Origin of the sequence: Roseibium alexandrii DFL-11, assembly GCF_000158095.2 — a bacterium.
Lineage (GTDB): Bacteria > Pseudomonadota > Alphaproteobacteria > Rhizobiales > Stappiaceae > Roseibium > Roseibium alexandrii.
Map to the genome: position 1 here is coordinate 5,233,695 of NZ_CM011002.1, position 16,979 is coordinate 5,250,673.

The 16,979-nt window shown below is 55.7% G+C and carries 17 protein-coding genes and 1 tRNA gene; 9 read left to right on the forward strand and 9 right to left on the reverse strand.

The features are described 5' to 3' along the window. Nucleotides 1-22: 22 nt before the first annotated feature. The gene (locus SADFL11_RS24135) at nucleotides 23-871 is read left to right on the forward strand and encodes a transglutaminase-like domain-containing protein (protein WP_008191712.1); all 849 of its coding nucleotides are present in this window, start codon (nucleotides 23-25) and stop codon (nucleotides 869-871) included. Nucleotides 872-984: 113 nt separating this feature from the next. On the opposite strand, the gene SADFL11_RS24140 is transcribed toward SADFL11_RS24135, so the two are convergent. After that, complete coding sequence (locus SADFL11_RS24140) at nucleotides 985-1,674, reverse strand: dimethylsulfonioproprionate lyase family protein (RefSeq protein ID WP_134853128.1); 690 nt, start codon at nucleotides 1,672-1,674, stop codon at nucleotides 985-987. A 179-nt stretch (nucleotides 1,675-1,853) separates the two neighbouring features. On the opposite strand from SADFL11_RS24140, the gene SADFL11_RS24145 reads away from it, so the two are divergent. Beyond that, nucleotides 1,854-2,951, forward strand: a complete 1,098-nt coding sequence (locus SADFL11_RS24145; RefSeq protein WP_008195447.1) for an NAD(P)/FAD-dependent oxidoreductase — start codon at nucleotides 1,854-1,856, stop codon at nucleotides 2,949-2,951. 69 nt (nucleotides 2,952-3,020) lie between these two features. Here the strand turns inward: SADFL11_RS24145 and speE are convergent, their stop codons facing one another. Both speE and speD read right to left on the reverse strand, forming a co-directional pair. Then, nucleotides 3,021-3,893 (reverse strand): polyamine aminopropyltransferase, encoded by an 873-nt coding sequence (speE, locus tag SADFL11_RS24150; protein ID WP_008190061.1) that lies wholly within the window; start codon nucleotides 3,891-3,893, stop codon nucleotides 3,021-3,023. Further along, entirely contained in the window at nucleotides 3,890-4,444 is a 555-nt protein-coding gene (gene speD / locus SADFL11_RS24155; RefSeq protein ID WP_050775990.1) for an adenosylmethionine decarboxylase, read from the reverse strand. Before speD ends, speE begins: the two co-directional genes overlap by 4 nt. Before the next feature lie 200 nt (nucleotides 4,445-4,644). On the opposite strand from speD, the gene SADFL11_RS24160 reads away from it, so the two are divergent. From SADFL11_RS24160 to SADFL11_RS24170, 3 genes are all read left to right on the forward strand, one after another. Further along, a complete protein-coding gene (locus SADFL11_RS24160) occupies nucleotides 4,645-5,232 on the forward strand; it encodes a GNAT family N-acetyltransferase (protein WP_008188673.1) in 588 nt (195 codons plus the stop codon). A 210-nt stretch (nucleotides 5,233-5,442) separates the two neighbouring features. Further along, a complete protein-coding gene (locus tag SADFL11_RS24165) occupies nucleotides 5,443-6,207 on the forward strand; it encodes a substrate-binding periplasmic protein (protein ID WP_209002698.1) in 765 nt (254 codons plus the stop codon). A gap of 206 nt (nucleotides 6,208-6,413) precedes the next feature. Continuing rightward, entirely contained in the window at nucleotides 6,414-7,385 is a 972-nt protein-coding gene (locus tag SADFL11_RS24170) for a substrate-binding periplasmic protein (RefSeq protein WP_134853129.1), read from the forward strand. Between the two features lie 69 nt (nucleotides 7,386-7,454). Here the strand turns inward: SADFL11_RS24170 and SADFL11_RS24175 are convergent, their stop codons facing one another. Together SADFL11_RS24175 and SADFL11_RS24180 are read right to left on the reverse strand one after the other, a co-directional pair. Next, entirely contained in the window at nucleotides 7,455-8,219 is a 765-nt protein-coding gene (locus SADFL11_RS24175) for an SIMPL domain-containing protein (protein ID WP_008194263.1), read from the reverse strand. Between the two features lie 120 nt (nucleotides 8,220-8,339). Further along, a complete protein-coding gene (locus tag SADFL11_RS24180) occupies nucleotides 8,340-9,407 on the reverse strand; it encodes an AI-2E family transporter (RefSeq protein ID WP_008195807.1) in 1,068 nt (355 codons plus the stop codon). A 228-nt stretch (nucleotides 9,408-9,635) separates the two neighbouring features. Between SADFL11_RS24180 and SADFL11_RS24185 the strand changes: the two genes are divergently transcribed. Further along, entirely contained in the window at nucleotides 9,636-10,466 is an 831-nt protein-coding gene (locus tag SADFL11_RS24185; RefSeq protein ID WP_008194009.1) for an aspartyl/asparaginyl beta-hydroxylase domain-containing protein, read from the forward strand. Nucleotides 10,467-10,733: 267 nt separating this feature from the next. Continuing rightward, nucleotides 10,734-10,810: transfer RNA gene (locus tag SADFL11_RS24190), tRNA-Ile, on the forward strand. 54 nt (nucleotides 10,811-10,864) lie between these two features. On the opposite strand, the gene SADFL11_RS24195 is transcribed toward SADFL11_RS24190, so the two are convergent. Next, complete coding sequence (locus SADFL11_RS24195) at nucleotides 10,865-11,773, reverse strand: LysR family transcriptional regulator (protein WP_008196009.1); 909 nt, start codon at nucleotides 11,771-11,773, stop codon at nucleotides 10,865-10,867. 122 nt (nucleotides 11,774-11,895) lie between these two features. On the opposite strand from SADFL11_RS24195, the gene SADFL11_RS24200 reads away from it, so the two are divergent. Beyond that, nucleotides 11,896-12,681, forward strand: coding sequence for a DUF4437 domain-containing protein (locus SADFL11_RS24200; RefSeq protein ID WP_008196219.1), 786 nt, complete (start codon nucleotides 11,896-11,898; stop codon nucleotides 12,679-12,681). A gap of 195 nt (nucleotides 12,682-12,876) precedes the next feature. Beyond that, the gene (locus SADFL11_RS24205) at nucleotides 12,877-14,241 is read left to right on the forward strand and encodes an adenylate/guanylate cyclase domain-containing protein (RefSeq protein WP_008196078.1); all 1,365 of its coding nucleotides are present in this window, start codon (nucleotides 12,877-12,879) and stop codon (nucleotides 14,239-14,241) included. Here the strand turns inward: SADFL11_RS24205 and SADFL11_RS24210 are convergent. Genes SADFL11_RS24210 through SADFL11_RS24220 form a run of 3 tightly spaced genes read right to left on the reverse strand, consistent with a single transcriptional unit; the run spans nucleotide 14,224 to nucleotide 16,978 of the window. Further along, entirely contained in the window at nucleotides 14,224-15,399 is a 1,176-nt protein-coding gene (locus tag SADFL11_RS24210) for a M20 aminoacylase family protein (protein ID WP_040450878.1), read from the reverse strand. The two genes, SADFL11_RS24205 and SADFL11_RS24210, sit on opposite strands and share 18 nt — an antisense overlap. A 33-nt stretch (nucleotides 15,400-15,432) precedes the next feature. After that, entirely contained in the window at nucleotides 15,433-16,248 is an 816-nt protein-coding gene (locus SADFL11_RS24215; protein WP_008191404.1) for an ABC transporter permease, read from the reverse strand. A 1-nt stretch (nucleotide 16,249) separates the two neighbouring features. Beyond that, nucleotides 16,250-16,978 (reverse strand): ABC transporter permease, encoded by a 729-nt coding sequence (locus SADFL11_RS24220; protein WP_008194755.1) that lies wholly within the window; start codon nucleotides 16,976-16,978, stop codon nucleotides 16,250-16,252. Nucleotide 16,979: the final 1 nt, after the last annotated feature.

The window sequence follows — 16,979 nt, forward strand, 5'->3', positions numbered from 1 at the left end:
AATTCGGACTTGAGGGGGTACCATGTCCATCTTTGTCAATGTAACCATTCAGCCTGACCAGGAATTCGGCCGGAAATTGTTGGTTCCGGCCGGAATTCCAACCCCGCACCAGACACCCGTCTCTTTCAAGGTGGAAGGTGGCACTGTTGAGCTGAGCGGCGAAGTCTCAACGGGGCAAATAGCGGCTCTGATTTCACCCGATGAGGGAACGCCGGTAACTGTCTCTTATGCCTATGCAGATGGCGGCTCGGGTTATCCGGAGCCGATGTTTCAGCCCCGGTTGAACCGGTTCACGCGCGCGGCCAACGAGCTTGCTGACGACGTGCGCGTGCTCGTTGACAGCTCAAAAGACGGTCACGCGGCCATTGAGGCGATCGTCAATGCGGTTGCCGAGAAGTTTCACTACGGTCATCCGGAGGTGCGCTTCAATGACGGCCTCGACGAAGTTCCCTATATCTCCTGCGGTCTGACCGAAGGGTCCTGCGTTGACATCAATACGTATCTGATTGCGTGTCTCCGGGCGGCAGGGCTCGAGGCCGGATATGTCTACGGCTACTTCTTTCCGGAAGAAAAGAACGGGACCTGCGTTGATGGTCACTGCTGGGTGGTGACACGGCACCAGGGTGTGGTTCTGGAGTGGGACATTGCACACCATTTGAAACTGGGGACGCGTGAGATCTGTTGCGGTCTCAATCCCAAGCCGGGCCACCGGGTGGCGACCGCGCATTCCATGGGCCTCAGTTTCCCAACGCTCGGCATCCATGAGACCAAGCTTCTCGGTGAACCGGCCTGGGTTGCTTCGGACGGCAAGCTGGTAAGCGCAGATCTCGACATTCGATGTTCAATTGCCGATGAAGCTGTTGCGGCTTGATGGGCAATCCCGGCCGAGGACCGGGATCTTTACAAAAATGTCGCGGATCAAGTCCCGGACAGCATAGCGGTCGGCATTGCGCCGCTCTTGATGGCCAACGCCGACCTTGCTGATTAGCTGCGCTTTCGGCTGAAAACCATCTTCTGACCTGCCAGCTTGTCCTGCGGGCCGGTCCACGCGTAGGCCAACAGGGCCGGTTCTGTTTTGGACACCGTTATGCGGTGGGCGTGTTCCGGCGGGTTGAAGATCATCGATCCAGGCGCATAAACGCCCTGATGGTTTTCAGAAACGGCGCCGGAAAGGCAGATGTAACTCTCTGAAATCCCGTCGTGGGAGTGCGCCGGATAGGTGCAATTTGGGGCGAAGAGAACGAGCCCCAAGATCACCTCTGTCGTCAGGATTGGGCCGTTGGGGCCGCAGAGTTCGGCATAGGCGTATTTCTTGTCGAGCCCCCGTGGGACTTTCTCATAGCCGTATTGCCATGTCAGCTGGTCCTGCACGGATTCAATGGAGCGGATCAAAGTGGCTGTGCGTTCCAGGCGTCCTTCGTCCAAAGCCCGTTTCAGATGGGCGGTCACCGGTTTGTGGGCCGGGGCATCGAAACGAAGTTCGGAATTTGACTTTATGACGCGGGATATCGCCTCGCGGACAGCGCGCTGATGCGCCCGGATACGGTCACTGCCGCCAGAGGACAAAAAGCGATAGACCTCGTAATACTCCCGGAGGAGGTAGCCCCAGTCGGGATAATCCGACAGCCGCCGCTGTGCCAGGGTCTCCGGTTCGCTCTTTTCAATTTCCAGCAAGGTGCGATCTCCTCTCGCCAAAATGGAGGCGCTGCAGTGTGTCCGGGTGGCAAAGTAGAGGCTTTTGTCACTGCGGCAATCACAAACACATATGCGGCATGCACGAATTCCGGAAAATCACATATTGCACTTGGCGTATGGCGAGCTAACCTGCGCGCCGCATATCTCGGGAAGTCTTCATGTCTGTCATAATTGTCGGGGCCGGAATATCCGGCCTGTCCACCGCCTGGGCTCTCACCAAACGCGGCGTGTCAGTCACGCTGATTGAACAGGGCCCAATCCCCAATCCTTTGTCGGCTTCCGGCGATCAGCACAGGATCATCCGCCGGGCCTATGGTGGGCATGGCGGGTATCAGCGCCGGATCGGTGACGCGTACGCAGCCTGGGACGAAATGTGGGCCGACATTGGCCAAAAATATCTCTTGGAAACCGGCTTTCTGCTTCTTTCTCAGATCGAAGGGGACGGCGGCGATGAGTACCGTATCGGTCTGATTGAGGGTGGTTACCCGTTCGATGACATGAGCGCCATAGAGACTGCAACGCGCTTTCCGTTCATTGATGCGAACACGATCCGTTGGGGCGCCTATAGCGACGAGGGCGGTGTTCTGCTGTGCCAAAAGATTGCCGGTGATCTCAGGGATTGGCTTTTGGAAAAAGGAACTGACATCCGCGAGAATACGCGTGTTAGGTCGGTCGATCCGGAAGCTGGATCAGTCACGCTCGCCGATGGATCTGTGCTTCGTGCGGATCATGTGATTGTCACGGCCGGTGCCTGGACGCTCGGCCTGTTTCCAAAATTCAAAACAAGCCTCACCACCTACAGGACGGCTGTTGTGTATCTCACGCCGCCAGAAGACCTAAAGGCGGCTTGGGCTGCCGGTCCCGCGATTCTCGACCCCGGTGGAGCCATCGACGGCTACGTTCTGCCGCCGGTCCCGGGAACGGGGCTTAAGTTTGGTGCTGGTATTCACAAATACACAGCAGAACCCGATCAGGACCGGGTTGCCAAGGCCGGTGAAGGGGAAACTTTGCGTGACTACTTCTCGCCGCCGTTCGGCCGGATCAAGGAATACAAGGTCGATGATGTCGTTACCTGCGCTTACACCTTCACATCAGACGAGCATTTCTTCTGCACAACAGAGGGCAAGGTGACGGTTGTCTCCGCATGCTCCGGGCACGGCTATAAATTTGGGGCTGTTGTCGGGCAAAAACTCGCAGATGGGTTTCAATCAAGAGACATGGACACGGCCCGTATCTGGCTGGAAGCCAGGGATTGACGCCTACAGCAAATATGAAAAAGGCGGGGTCCATCCCCGCCTTTTATAAACTAAAATTTCACACAGACCTTAAGCTTTTGCCCGACCTTCTTCGACTGCGTCGAGGATGAACTTTGGAAGTGCGAAAGAGGCAGCATGGACATCGGGCGTGTAATACCGGGTGCCGAAACCCGCAGCCTTGAAACGCTCCTCAAGAACGGACACAGCTTGCTTGCGCAAGTCCACATTGTCGCTCGCCCATCCAAGGGTCATGTGACCACCGAAATAGGTCGGAATGGCCGCAATGTAAGCCGCTGCGTCCTTGAAGATGCGGGAGAACCGTTCGACACTGGTGACAAGCTCGTCTCTTTGCAAAAACGGCACGCCGTTTTGCGTCACCAGGATCCCGCCAGGGGTCAGGATGCGGTGAATGTCGCGATAGAACTCTTCTGAGAAGAGGACTGCCCCTGGGCCATGCGGGTCGGTGCTGTCGACGATCACAACATCAAAACGCCGGTCTGTTTCAGCGGCAAATTTCAGGCCGTCTTCAATCACCAGCTCAAACCGCGGGTTCTCAAGAACGCCCTTGTTAAAGTCGGCGAAATGCTCCTCGGAAAAATCGACGACCGACTTGTCGATCTCGACCTGAACGAGGCTTTCTACGCTTGCGTGCTTCAGAACTTCTTCGGCCAAGCCGCAATCACCGCCGCCAACGATCAGAACAGACTTTGCCGCGCCGTGGGCGATGATCGGCACATGGGACATCATCTCATGGTAGATGAATTCGTCCCGCGTGGTGACTTGGGTCACCCCGTCGAGCATCAGGATCTTTCCAAATACAGGATTGGAAAAGAGCACCAGATCCTGGTGCTCTGTCTTTTCCTGATAGAGGATCTCGTCGCAGGTGTAGCTGACCTGAACGCCTGGATGGAGCGTTTCGTTGAAGACCAGACCGTTGCTCATTCTGCTGCATCCAAAGCATGCGGTTTTGACAGCTGGTTCGCCACCTCACGCCCGCGCAGCAGCTCGGAAACAGCAGTCTTGCCCGGCTTGAAAGCCTTGCGCAGCACTTCAACGCATTTTTCTGGCTGCGCGTCTCCGCACATGAAGACGTCAAATGCAGCATAGCCAGCTTCCGGCCATGTGTGGACAGAGATGTGACTTTCCGCCAGCACCGCAACGCCTGATACACCGGTCGGCTCGAAGGGGTGCAGGTGAATGTGCAACAAGGTTGCTCCGGCCTCTTCGACACACGCGCGCATGGTCTCTTCCATATAGGCGAGATCATCAATGCGTTCAGCATCGTAAAGGTCGATAATCAAATGCGCACCAGCGCAGTGGACCCCTTCTTTTTCAATGAAGTGATCCAAGCGGTCGTCTGAATAGACAGAGGCCGCAGTCGAAACGTTTTCTTCCTTCTGGGTGGTGCTTCTTGGCTCGGCAACGCTGATTGCGTCTTCTGCTACGCGAGCCTCCAAGTCCATCCCCAGTTCGAAGAGGGCGTTGCTTTTCATAATCGCTCTCCCAAACCAGCAGATGTCCCCGGTGGAGGGCCTTGACCCTTATTTCCGGAGCGCCCTCCTTACAGATATTGTCTTTGAATCTCAATGGGGTGGTCGCAAAAAATTGCTGCAGTTAGCGCAGCTCTGCTATGTGATGCACTACGATAGGCTGAATGGGTGAAAAAATATTCCGCGATTTGAGGGCGTTAGCAATGGCAATTGAGATCCGGCGTTTAACTGGCGAAGAACTGAAAAAAACCTTGGGCGCGCTGGCGCAGTTGCGCATATCGGTTTTTCGTGCGTGGCCGTATCTCTATGAAGGCACTTTGGCGTACGAAGAAAACTATTTAGGCCGGTATGCGGAGACGGAAGGCGCAGTGATTGTCGGCGCGTATGATGGCGACCGCTTGGTCGGGGCGGCGACAGGAGAGCCGCTTGGCGGAGAATACGAGGCTTTCCAGGCCCCCTTGAGAGCAAAGGGCTTTGATCCGGGCAAATTGTTTTACATGGCTGAATCGGTCCTGGACCCAGCGTACCGCGGCCGGGGCGTTGGTCATCTCTTCTTTGACGAACGCGAAGCCCACGCAAAGGAGCTGGGTTTTGGTGAGGCTGTCTTTTGTGCAGTCGTGCGTCCGGATGATCATCCGATGAAACCGGCGGACTACCGGCCGCTGGATCCGTTCTGGACAAAGCGCGGATATGCCAAGTTAGAGGGCGTGATGGTTACGTTCCCATGGCAAGATGTTGGTGAAAGCGAAGAGACAGACAAGCTCATGCAGGTTTGGTATCGGAAATTTTGACGAAATACTGAAAATTTTCGTGTTTTTATTTCGCGTGTGAAATATCAATAATTTGTAAATTATATTAATTGCACTGGTAATAATAATATTCGAGTTTTTGTTTCTTTTAATACTGTGATTACTCTTGGTTTCTATCCTCCTCACGTCTTTTACGGAGCACGGTCACGTTCGGTGATCGAACCGTTGTGTTTAAAGAAAAGGGCAAGTGGCATGATCAATTGGAAAATGGTTTCAGGTGCGGGAATCGCCGTGTGTATGCTTGCAGGTCAAGCTGCCGCAGTTGAGTGCCCACGTGGTGGAACGTTGATTGCCGGAGCCAGTGATTACCGGCCTTATCAAAAGGTTGACGGCAACGAAGTCAGCGGAATGGACTTTGAAGTCATCGCCGTTGTGCTGGATAAACTTGGATGCGGGCTGGAAACACAGGCTCTCCCCTGGGCCCGCCATCTGAAAGGGCTGGAAGACGGCAATGTCGATATTGCCTCCCCGGTTTCCAAGACGGAAGAGCGCGAGGCCTTCGCGCATTTCAGCAGTCCCTATGTTGATGCTCAGGAAGTCCTGTTCGTACCTGCCGGCAAAGAAGGGGAATACAGCTCTCTTACTGATTTCTTCGAAAAGGGCGGCAAACTTGGGACCATCCGCGAATATGCATATGGCGGTGACTTCAATGACCTGAAAGATAAATATGCCAGTCAGATAGATGACACCGACAGCCAGGAATCCAATCTGAAAAAGCTTGCAGCTGGACGTATCGATGCGACATTGGGTGAAGTGTTCGTGGTGTCGGAGGATATCAAGCGGTTGGGATTTGGTGACAAAGTCGTCGCGTCAAATGTCATTATCTCTTCCGATGCATCCTACATCATGTTCAGCAAAAAAAGTGTACCGGAAGAGTTCGCAACGGCTTTCAGCGAGCAAATGCAGGCGATGAAAGATTCCGGCGAATTCGACGCGATCACGGCGAAATACAAGTAGGCCCGACAGGACTTCGGTTAACCGCGCTCTAGTGCCAACAGCATTGGGGCGCGTTTTTCTTCCGGTCAGGTATATAGCGAGTAGCCGCACCTATCGTAAAAAAAGACCATATTTTCTACCGGGTCATTGTCTGATATCAGAAAGACCTTCGGAATGGGCTGCGAAACAAGGCCTATCAACGGATCTGGACGTTCAGCCAGCCGCCATTGATCACCAACACGTGTGCCGAATTTAAACCCTTTATTGAGCGATTGCCCCGACACTTGTGGGATACTCGAGCTGTGCTTTTGCGCGGTGAACTGCTGAGGGCGGGCGAAACGAGAAAAAGAATGGCGAGAGTTGCCAAGAAGTCATTGAGTGCCAGTACATTTATCCTCGCGCTGTTTGGCGTGTGGATCGCCGTTTTATTGATTGGGTCACCAGCAATCTCTCAGGAACTGAGGCTCGTGACATCGCCTTGGCCACCATCCAACTATCTGGATGACGAAGGGCAACCAACCGGTCTTTCCGTCGCTATTATTGATGCCATTAAAGATAAACTCGGTCTGTCGACGCCGATCGAGGTCATCCCATGGGCGCGTGGTTACAAAATTGCGCAGTCCGAGCCGAACATCCTGTTGTTCACGGCCGCCAGGACACCGGAGCGCGAAGAGATGGGCTTCACGTTCATCGCGCCGGCTGTGATGTGGACACATGGGCTTCTTGCCAAAAAAGATTCCGGTATCGATATCCAGAGTTTGGAAGGCGCCCGTTTACAGGGGTTGACCGCAGTAGGGGTTCGAGGATCCTGGCAGGTGAAACTTCTTCAGGAAGCTGGCATAGACACTGTCGCAGCGGACGACCAAGAAACATGTGCCCGGATGCTTCTGGCGGGCCGCGTTGACGTGTGGATCACATCACAATTGCAGGCGTCGGTGGTTCTCGAAAACATCGATGCGGAGCAATCCTCCGTGGAACCGGTTTTCATCCATAGACGTTCGCCTTCCTATCTCATGGTGTCGAACGGAACCGACCCGCAACTTCTGAAGAAGTGGCAAGACGCTTTTGATGAGCTGAAGAACAGCGGCGCACTTCACAAGGTAGCAGAAGAGTGGAGTGAACGTCTCGGCATTCCGCTCATATACGATCTGGAAGAGGGTTTTTCCGCCAAAAACGATGCTCTCGATACCACTGGCTGAACCTAATTAACATCCGCGCCAATAAAATGGCGCAAGGGCAATGAATGCCCCTGCGATTGATGGTGTTGATTAGTTCGAAATCTGCCATTGAATGGTGACTGAGGCAGAGATGGTTTCCTCCCCTGCCTCGATTGGAACAGCATCGGCCTTGGCCATCATCATGCCTTCTGCGCGCATCATGACCGGCCGGGGCATCTGAATACCGGTTTCTGAAATCGAGACGATGCCGCCGAGCTCAACTCCGGCTGCTTCTGCGAAAATGCTTGCTTTGTGTTTTGCTTCCTGAACCGCGCGCTTGCGGGCCTCGTCGAGTTTCTCGTCCGGGTCGCTCACCTGAAAGCGGATGCCATCCACCGAGTTCGCGCCGCTGTCGACGGCACCTGTCAGGAGGTCGCCAAGTTTGGTCAGGTCGCGGACATTGATTTCCACCCCGTTACGCACCTCATAACCGGTGATGTCTGGCTGGCGGTTTGAGTTGTCCGTGATGCGCTCATATCGCGGATAGATCGCAAAGCCGCTTGTCTGAATGTCCTTGGCCTCAATTCCGGCGGCTTTGATCTTCTCGATCACCTTGGCGAGATCGGCAGTGTTTCCGGACAGAGCATCAGCTGCCGTCTTTGAGATCGTGACCACCCGTGCGGTGATCACCGCCATGTCCGGGGCGACAGAGACTGTTCCGCGGCCGTTCATTGTGATTGACCCGGTGAGGGCCGCGGTCTCATCAGCATAGCCAGGAGCGGCGGCGAGTGATGCCACTGCGAATACGGCGGCGATGAAGGCATTTCTGGAAACTTTTGGCAGCTTGCCAATGCTCGACTGAATGAACTGCTGCATGGGTCTTATTCCTTTGAACGATATTCAAAAACTGTTGCAGAGGTGAACCGCCAATAGGGCAGGGGTAAGGCCACGTGGTTCAGCTGGCATTCATCTAGTCCGTGCCCTTCGAATAATGGATCAGCTGCCCGGCTGAGTGGCGGCGGGCAGATCGCCGATCTCGCCGTTTTCGGAAAGCAGAACTGCTACAGGCCTTGCTGCCTCGATTTTGGAACACACGATCACGATCATCACCGTCAGCGGCACACACAGCACCATCCCGACCACACCCCAGATCGCGCCCCAAAGCGCCAGAGATAACATGATCACCAATCCGGACAGGTTCAGGTTTGCCCCCATCAGCCGCGGTTCGATCAGATTGCCAATTGAAAACTGGATCAGTCCAAGGCCCGTCGCGATGATCAGGAATGGGCCAAGGGTGTCGTAATAGACGATCGCCAGTAGGCTTGGGAAAATCACGCCGATCAAAGACCCGATCGTCGGGATGTAATTCAAAATAAAGGCAATGAAGCCGAAGAGGGCTGCATAGGGCAAACCGATTGCAATCAAGACGAGGCTTGTGAGGACGCCCGTTGCGACTGACACAGCGGTTTTGATGGTGAAATAATGCATCAGCGACGAATTGATTTCCGCGCGGATCGCAAAGGCGGCTTTCGCCCGCTCCGGTGTTGCAAACAGCTTCTCGAACTTTCGGTCGAAGGTGGACTGCTCAAGCAGCAGGAACAGCACATAGATGAAGACAAGGCTGGCAGATCCCGCAATCGCGGTTACCACACTTGCTCCCGCCGTCACCATCCTTGGCACCACGGAATCCGGGAAAAGGTCCCGCAGTTCCACCGGGTCGTTGAGGTGAAACAGATCCGCTGCCTGCGTGAACAGCTCTTCCAGCCGCCGTTGATAGGTTGGTGCATCCTGGGCGAGCTGGGTAAGGTTGACGGCGACAATGTCCAGAACAAATGTGCTGACGCTGAAGATTGTCAGAAGGGCGAGGGGAAACGCCACAAGCCCGGGAAGATGAAAATTTCCGTAGCCGATCCGCCGGTAAACGTTCGACAGTGCGTTGATCATGTACCAGACGATGATTGCGATGATGAACGGCAGAAGCAGCGACCGCCCGACCACCAGAAGCCAGCCAACCATGGAAATCAGGAAGACGGTGAGGGTCAGGGTCAACAGGGGTGAGCGCATGCGAAGGTCCCGCCAAACTGATTGGCATTACAGATTCTTTCGCCCGACCGTACCCCGCTCCGAGGGCCATTGAAAGTCCGGTTCGTATCGGGGAATATGGACCTCTTCGGGAGAGGACCAAACCGCGGGAATGAGCAGTTTCCCGTCCTTGCGCGCGCAGTCAGGACGTGACATTGTGCGGCGCTTTTTGCTTCCCGTTTCCGGAGGCGCAATATCAAGAGGTCGTCGATGAATTCCAAAGCTGTTCGCCGCTTGTTGCGTGTGATCATTCCACTGGCCATTTTGTTTTGGCTCGTGCCGTGGATTGCAGGGATCTTCATTGTGTGCGGCTTGATCGACTTTGCCCGCCACAAGCGGTTCGACAGTGCACTGATCGCCAAGTATTTCTCCGGCAACGGTCTTCTGACCTGGGTGCTGTCACCTGTGAACCTGCTGTTTGATCTGATCTCCAAGCGTCATCATTACCGCATGCAGCTGAGCGAGTTTCCTGATGAGGAGCGCGCTGAAATCGAAGAGATGCTTCAGGTCTTCAAGGATCGTCAGGATGAAATCCTCACCGACCTGAAGGCCCGCATGGGCGATAAGCGCCGGGGCATGGTTTTTTATCGCTGGTATGACGAACAGGGCGATCAGTCGATCCCGGAGTTCAACCGCGACTTCAAATACATCAAGACGATCGGTGTATCCCTGTTCAACGGTCAGGAGAAGACGTCCCTCCATTTCGGCCCGCTCCGCCTCACCATCCGTCTCCTCTACAACATGACCACCCGCCAGAGCGATGAGGTGTTCATCGAGGTGAATGGCGAGAAGCATTTCTGGCACGACGATCCGCTGTTCATCTTCGACGACACGATCCAACATCGCTCGGTCAATGGTGAAGACGGCCTGCGCGCCTGCGTATTTGTGGATGTCCTGCGCCCGAGCGCGTTCACCGGTCTTCAAAATGTCTGCGTGAAGATCTTCAACGTGCTTCTTTCAGGCATCAACCGGGTCTTCTACAAGAACTGGGACATGCTGAACAAGAAACAGGATGGCGCGGCACCCGCTGCTGGCGAGTAACTTCCTGAGGTCAAATTAGTAAAGGCTGCGCCGGTTTTCTGCTGGTGCAGCCTTTCTTTTTTCAAGAGCGGCTGTTGAACTGCCGTGCTGCGCATTCAGAATGAAGTTTTTGCCTGATAAGTGTGCGGGTTCAAGCGCAAAGAGGCGGCGCTTTGGGTCAGGCAAACACTGCGTTGTTGAGGAGGCGGGAAACCGCTTGAGAGGCCGGGGCCTTTCGTGTAGGTAGCAAATCAGGGCGTGCGTCAAATCGTGTTTGGCTGCCGCCGTGGGCCTGTAGCTCAACTGGTTAGAGCCGTCCGCTCATAACGGATTGGTTGGGGGTTCGAGTCCCTCCGGGCCCACCATTTTTCTCCAGCATATTTCTCTCGTTTAGTTCTTCTGAAAAGGCATCCAGCCTGTCAGGCCTGATCGCAAAGCGCTGGAACCGTCTTGAATTTCGCTTCCAAGAAATCCGTAAATGCCCGAACCCGCGCAGAGGGCAGGCGGGAGGGTGGGCGCACAGCAAACACTTTCCAGTACGGAGAGACAGTGTGGTTTTTCAAAACCGGTATCAATGACCCGTTGGTGAGTTGGTCGGCGATTTCCCAAGCGCATTTTCTAGCTATCCCAAGACCTGAACGAGCTGCCTCAGTGATGGCTTCGGCGCTCGTACTCGAAAAGTTACCGTTGATCTTCACATCATGGAGCGTGCCATCGGCGCTTGTGAGCGACCATGTTCTCATGTCCTCCCGCGCAAGGCAGTTGTGGTGCTTCAGATCTTCTAGGGTCGTCGGAACGCTGTGTCGTTCAAGATATTTTGGCGAAGCGACAAGAAGCCTGGGGCTCTCGGCCAGCTTGCGTGCCTTCAGTGTTGATGGAGCCAGTTCGCCGATACGTATTGCCATGTCGAACCCTTGTTCGACGATATCTACCACCGAGTCACTCATTGCAAGTTGGAGAGTTACGCCAGGATGGTGTTCAAGAAACTCTGTCACATGAGGCGCAATGTGCAAGCGTCCGAAGGATGCAGAACACGCAACTCGAAGGTCTCCCTTGATGTCCTGCGCATCCGGCTGGATGTCGGCGAGGGCTTCCTCAACGTTGCCGAGAATACGCTTTGCGTGTGCGAGAAATATCTCACCGTCTGTAGAAAGAGAAACCGCGCGGGTGGTTCGGTGAAGAAGCTGCGTTCCAACTGTGGTCTCAAGAGCCTGCAAACGCTGCGTAGCAGCCGTCGCTGACAGACCGAATTCTGCACCCGCCTTCCCGATTGCACCCAGCGCGGCGACCCTAACGAACAATTCTAGCGACTTGAGGTCGATGGACATTATTCTCTTTATCCAAATAGTAATTTTGATTTCCAGCCGATTATTAATTGAAAGTGGAGCTTAATTAAAGAGGCAGACGAAGAAATGCGGCCCGCGCCGCTTCAAATCTCAGGGTTCAAAAGATGCGTTACTCCTCCCAGGCAATTGCCAGTGTCTTCGCTGCTACACTAACCGCCACTTCAGTTTCTGCTCAGGATCAGAAGTCTGCTGAAGGGGTGCAGGTGGTTCCAAGTTCGGCTGTTGAGTTCCAGCCCCTCAACCCGGCGCGTGGAGACGCCAGTCCGCAAGCAGGTGTCTTGTGGGGTGACATTCGCGAAGACGTGCCGACCGGTACCATCATCCGGTTCAAACCCGGCTTCAGCTCGCCGCCGCACATCCACAACATCACATACCGGGCTGTTGTGATCAGCGGTGCTGTTCACAATGATGATCCGTCCGCAGAACTCATGTGGATGGGGTCAGGCTCGTTCTGGACGCAACCCGCTGGCGCGTCTCATATCACAGCAGTGCGCGAGGATGCGGGGCTGTCCAGCGCTTTCCTGGAAATCCAGGAAGGTCCTTATCTGGTTCAACCCAAGGACAGAGCGTTTGCCAACGGGGAGTTCCCGGTGAACGTGGAGGCAGACAATATCGTTTGGATCGATGCCGGGGACGTGTCTTGGGTTGATGCGCCTGGGGCCTTGGAAGGAGAAAATGGGCCGCAAATGGCCTTTCTCTGGGGGAACCCAAGCGAGGGTGAGAGAAACGGGACTTTTCTGAGACTGCCATCAGGTTTTAAGGGAGCGATTGCCGGCGGAGACAACTGGTTGAGGGCCGTTGTCATACAGGGCGCTGTTACCCATCAAACAACTGCGGCAGAAGACTCCACGCCGCTTGATCCAGGAGCTATTTCGGTTCGCAGTCGGTGACCGCGCATATGGTGACATGTGCTGGATCGGAGGCGTGCATTTTTTACATGAGCGTTGATGGCAAGTATGAGGTCTCCAGCTCTTGATCTGAAGAACCGTTTGAAAAATCAACTCATGCTAGACACAGCAGCAAACGGCTGTGTCTTGCCCACTTTCCTTTACTAGAGCAGCGGGGGCGGCCGAAGGGATGGATTGATGCGTTTTTTCCAACCAACTGCCAAGCCGCAGGTCTCGAAATCCGTTGCTGGCGCCATCGCACGGGAAGAGGCGTCCGGCCTGTCCTATGTCTTTTGGGGACGGAACCTGGTTCTGGTTCTTTTGGCCATTTGGGTGGCGCTCACGCTCCCCTTCGAGCGATCATCACTTTATCTCAGTGCTATCCTTGCCTTCGCTGCCCTAGGGATCGTTCCATACGCCCTGCGGCATCACACCGGTGCCAATACCGCTCCCGTTTTGGCTTTTATCCTTCTTGATGCGGCAGCACTGAGTTTTGTTCTGATTGTGCCAACGCCATTTGATTTTGAAGGCTGGACACAGCAAATGAACTTGAGAACACCTGCCTTTCTCTATCTTGGCGTGTTCGTTGTCAGCATGGCTTTGAGCTACAAGCCAACGCTCGTCATCTGGACAGGACTTGCAGCTGCCGCGTTTTGGTCTCTTGGATATTTGTGGGTCGCAACACAGCCAAACGCCATACCGTTTACGTCTGGTGATGTTCTTGACGAAGGTTTAGGGCCGGAGATGGCGCTGGCCAAAATCCTTGACCCCAATGCGGTTGGCCTATCACGATTGTCTAATCAGGTCGTGTTTTTGGTGCTGATTTCCGTGATCCTGACGATCGTGGTGGTCCGCTCGCGTGCGCTTGTTCGCCGGCAGGTCGCCGCAGAAGCTCAGCGCGCAATGTTGTCACGCTACTTTTCTCCAAACATCGTCCGTGAATTCTCGGAGGGCCGCTGGGAGCCGGACGAGCCCGGCAACCGACCGGTCGCCGTGCTCTTCGCAGATATGGTCGACTTTACGTCGATCTCAGAAAAGCTGCCGCCACATGAACTAATAGCTTTGTTGCGCGCCTTTCATGGGCGTTTGGCGAAGGTTGCCTTCGAGCAAGATGGAACAATCGACAAGTTCATCGGCGATGCGGTGATGGTTCACTTTGGAACTCCACGTACCCGCCCGAACGATGCTGAAAGGGCGCTCAGATGTGCTGCGCGAATGGCGGAAGTGATCGGCGAATGGAAGGCTGAAAGGGAACGGGAGGGGGCGCCGCCAATTGGTGTTGGGATCGGTGTTCACTACGGCACAGCAGTTGTCGGCAACATTGGTGATGAACACAAGCTGGAGTACACGGTTCTCGGAGACACGGTGAATGTCGCCAGCCGCTTGGAAAAGCTGACCCGGGAAATCGGAGCCCAGGTTGCCGTCAGCAACGAGTTGATAGAAGCGGTGAAGCGAGGAGGCGCCAATCCCAGTGTTGTTGCACCTGACTTTTTGGAGGCCGGAGTACATGACGTTCGTGGCCGGCGTGAGCCAATCGAAATCTGGTCACTCAGCTGTGTCTAGGCCCGAAAGAAAATCCTCTGCCAGGTCCACCCAGAACGCTGCGCCGAGGGGCAGGACGTCGTCGTTGAAGTCGTATTTCGGATGATGGAGCGGCGGGTCGTTGTCCGTTTTGGCCGTCCCAAGCAGAAAGAAACATCCGGGATTCTCTTCAAGGAAGTAGGCGAAATCTTCGCTGCCCATGATCGGGTCCTGCATGGTTTTCACCTTGTCGCCGCCGGCAAAGCGCCGGGCAATCGACCGCATATAATCTGTCTCTTTCCTTGGGTTCACCATGGGAGGATAACCGCGCTCGTAGTCAACGGCCACTTTGAGGCCGTAGCTTGCCGCCTGGCCTTCCGCGACTTGTCTTATGCGGGTCTCCAGCTCATCCCGGACATCCGGGTCAAAAGCGCGGACGGTCAGGCTCATCTCGGCGCGTTCCGGGATCACGTTGCTAGCAATGCCGCTGTTGAAGGCACCAACCGTGATCACGGCCTGCCGCATGGGATGGATGTTACGCGCCACAATGCTTTGCAGTGCCATGATGATCGACGCGCCGCAGACAATCGGATCCGGGGTTGATTGCGGTTCCGCGCCATGGCCGCCTTTGCCGATCACCGTGATCTTGCATTCATCGGCTGCCGCCATCATTGGGCCGTCGATGAAATGGAACTCCCCAAACGGCAGGTCGGGGTCATTGTGGAGGCCAAATACTGCGTCGCAGGGAAATCGCTCAAACAGGCCATCCTCGATCATCAGTTTCGCGCCGCCAAAATTCTCTTCGGCTGGCTGGAAAATGAGATGTACCGTGCCGTCGAACTGTTTGCGCTCTGCCAGCCGTTTGGCCGCACCAAGCAGCATTGCGGTGTGACCATCGTGGCCGCAGGCGTGCATCACGCCGGGATGGGTGCTGGCATAGTCTGCGCCGGTCTCTTCCTTGATCGGCAGGGCGTCAAAGTCGGCCCGAATTCCAATGCAGCGGCTGGAGGTGCCATTTCGAAGGGTTGCGACGACACCGGTTTTGCCCAGACCCCGTGTCACCTCATAGCCCATCGCGGTGAGTTCGCTGGTGACATAGTCCGAGGTCTTGAATTCCGACAGGCCAATTTCGGGGATTGAATGCAGATGATGCCGCGTTGCGACCAGATCCGCATCGAAATTGGTGGTCTGTTTGGTCATTTTCAAAAGTGCTTTCAAAAAGTGGCCGGATGCTTAGGCGCCCCGGCTTGGAATGCGGCTTTCAAGATAGCGGAACAGCAATACCAGAATTCCGGTCAAGCACATATAGATTAGCGCCAGCAGCAGCAAGGGCTCATAGACGAGGAAGGTGTCCTGGCGCACCCGTGTGATGACCGCGTAAGCATCGACCACGGTGATCGTTGCGACAAGAGGCGTCGATTTCAGCTGCAACACGGTTTCGCCGCTCAAGGTCGGCAATGCGCGATAGAACGCCCGTGGCAGCCAGATCCGGCGGAACATGGTGAAGCGGTTCATGCCGAAGGCGCGGGCAGCTTCAAGCTCTCCGCGCGGCACGCCGGCAAAGGCCCCGCGCATGACTTCGCCTTCATAGGCCGCAAAAGACAGCATCAGCGCAGTGAAGCCATAAGGCCAGGCGTCCCGCAAATACGGCCAGAACATGGATTGGCGGATTTCCGGATATTGGGCAAAGACGGATCCGAGGCCGTAGTAGAGCAACCAGAGTTGCAGGAGCAAAGGCGTGCCGCGGATCAATGTGCAGAACCCACGGGCAAGCGCTGCAAGCGGCCAGGGGCCCGTAACCTGGACAAGGCCGATCGGCAAGGCCAACAGAAACCCGACAGCGGCGGTTGAGAACAGGAGGAACAGTGTCTCGCCAATGCCGTAGAGCAGCCGTGTCTGATATTTTGGCAGCCAGTCCCAGCGCATGAAGTAAATGGCGCAAAAGACGATCACCCCAAAGAAGGCGATCAGGAAGATCCGGTGCGGCTCCAACAAGCGGCGTGGGGGCGGCGGCACATATGCGGGCATGGTGACTTTTGTATCGCTCATCTCACACCGGCCCCGCTATGCCGCGGCGGGCACGTTTTTCGATGATGGCGATGACGCGGTTCGAGACCAGCGTCAGTGTCAGGTACATCAGACCGGCTGCGCAGAAAAACAGCATATAGGCCTTGGTGCTGCCCGCGGCCTGGCGGGTGACCAGCGTCAGTTCGCTGAAGCCAACGACGGCCAGCAAGGCGGTGTCCTTGGTGGCGATCAGCCAGAGGTTGGAAAGGCCCGGAATGGCGTAGGGCAACATGGCGGGCAGGGTGATGCGGCGCAACGTTTTCAGCGGTGACATCCCATAGGCGCGCGCTGCTTCGATTTGCCCCGGTGGCACAGCCTTGATGGCACCACGCAAAACTTCGGTTTGATAGGCGCCCTGAACAACGCCGATCACGAAAATCCCGGCGGCGAGACCGCTGATGTCGACACGCGGCAGGCCGACGAGGCCCAGCAGTGCGTTCACTGTATCTGTGCCGGCGTAATAGAGGAGCAGGATGAGGACCAGTTCCGGCACCGCCCGGATCACCGTGGTGTAGACTTCCAGAAGATCCCGGAGGATCGGGCCGCCATAGAGTTTGCCAAAGGCCCCTGCAATCCCGATCATGAGACCGAGCGAGAACCCGCCGACGGCGAGTTGCAAAGACGCGGCAAAGCCTTCCAGAAGCACGCCGCCCCAGCCGGGCGGAGAAAGAGCGAGAAGGTTCAGATTGAGAAATCCGGCATCAACGGCCATT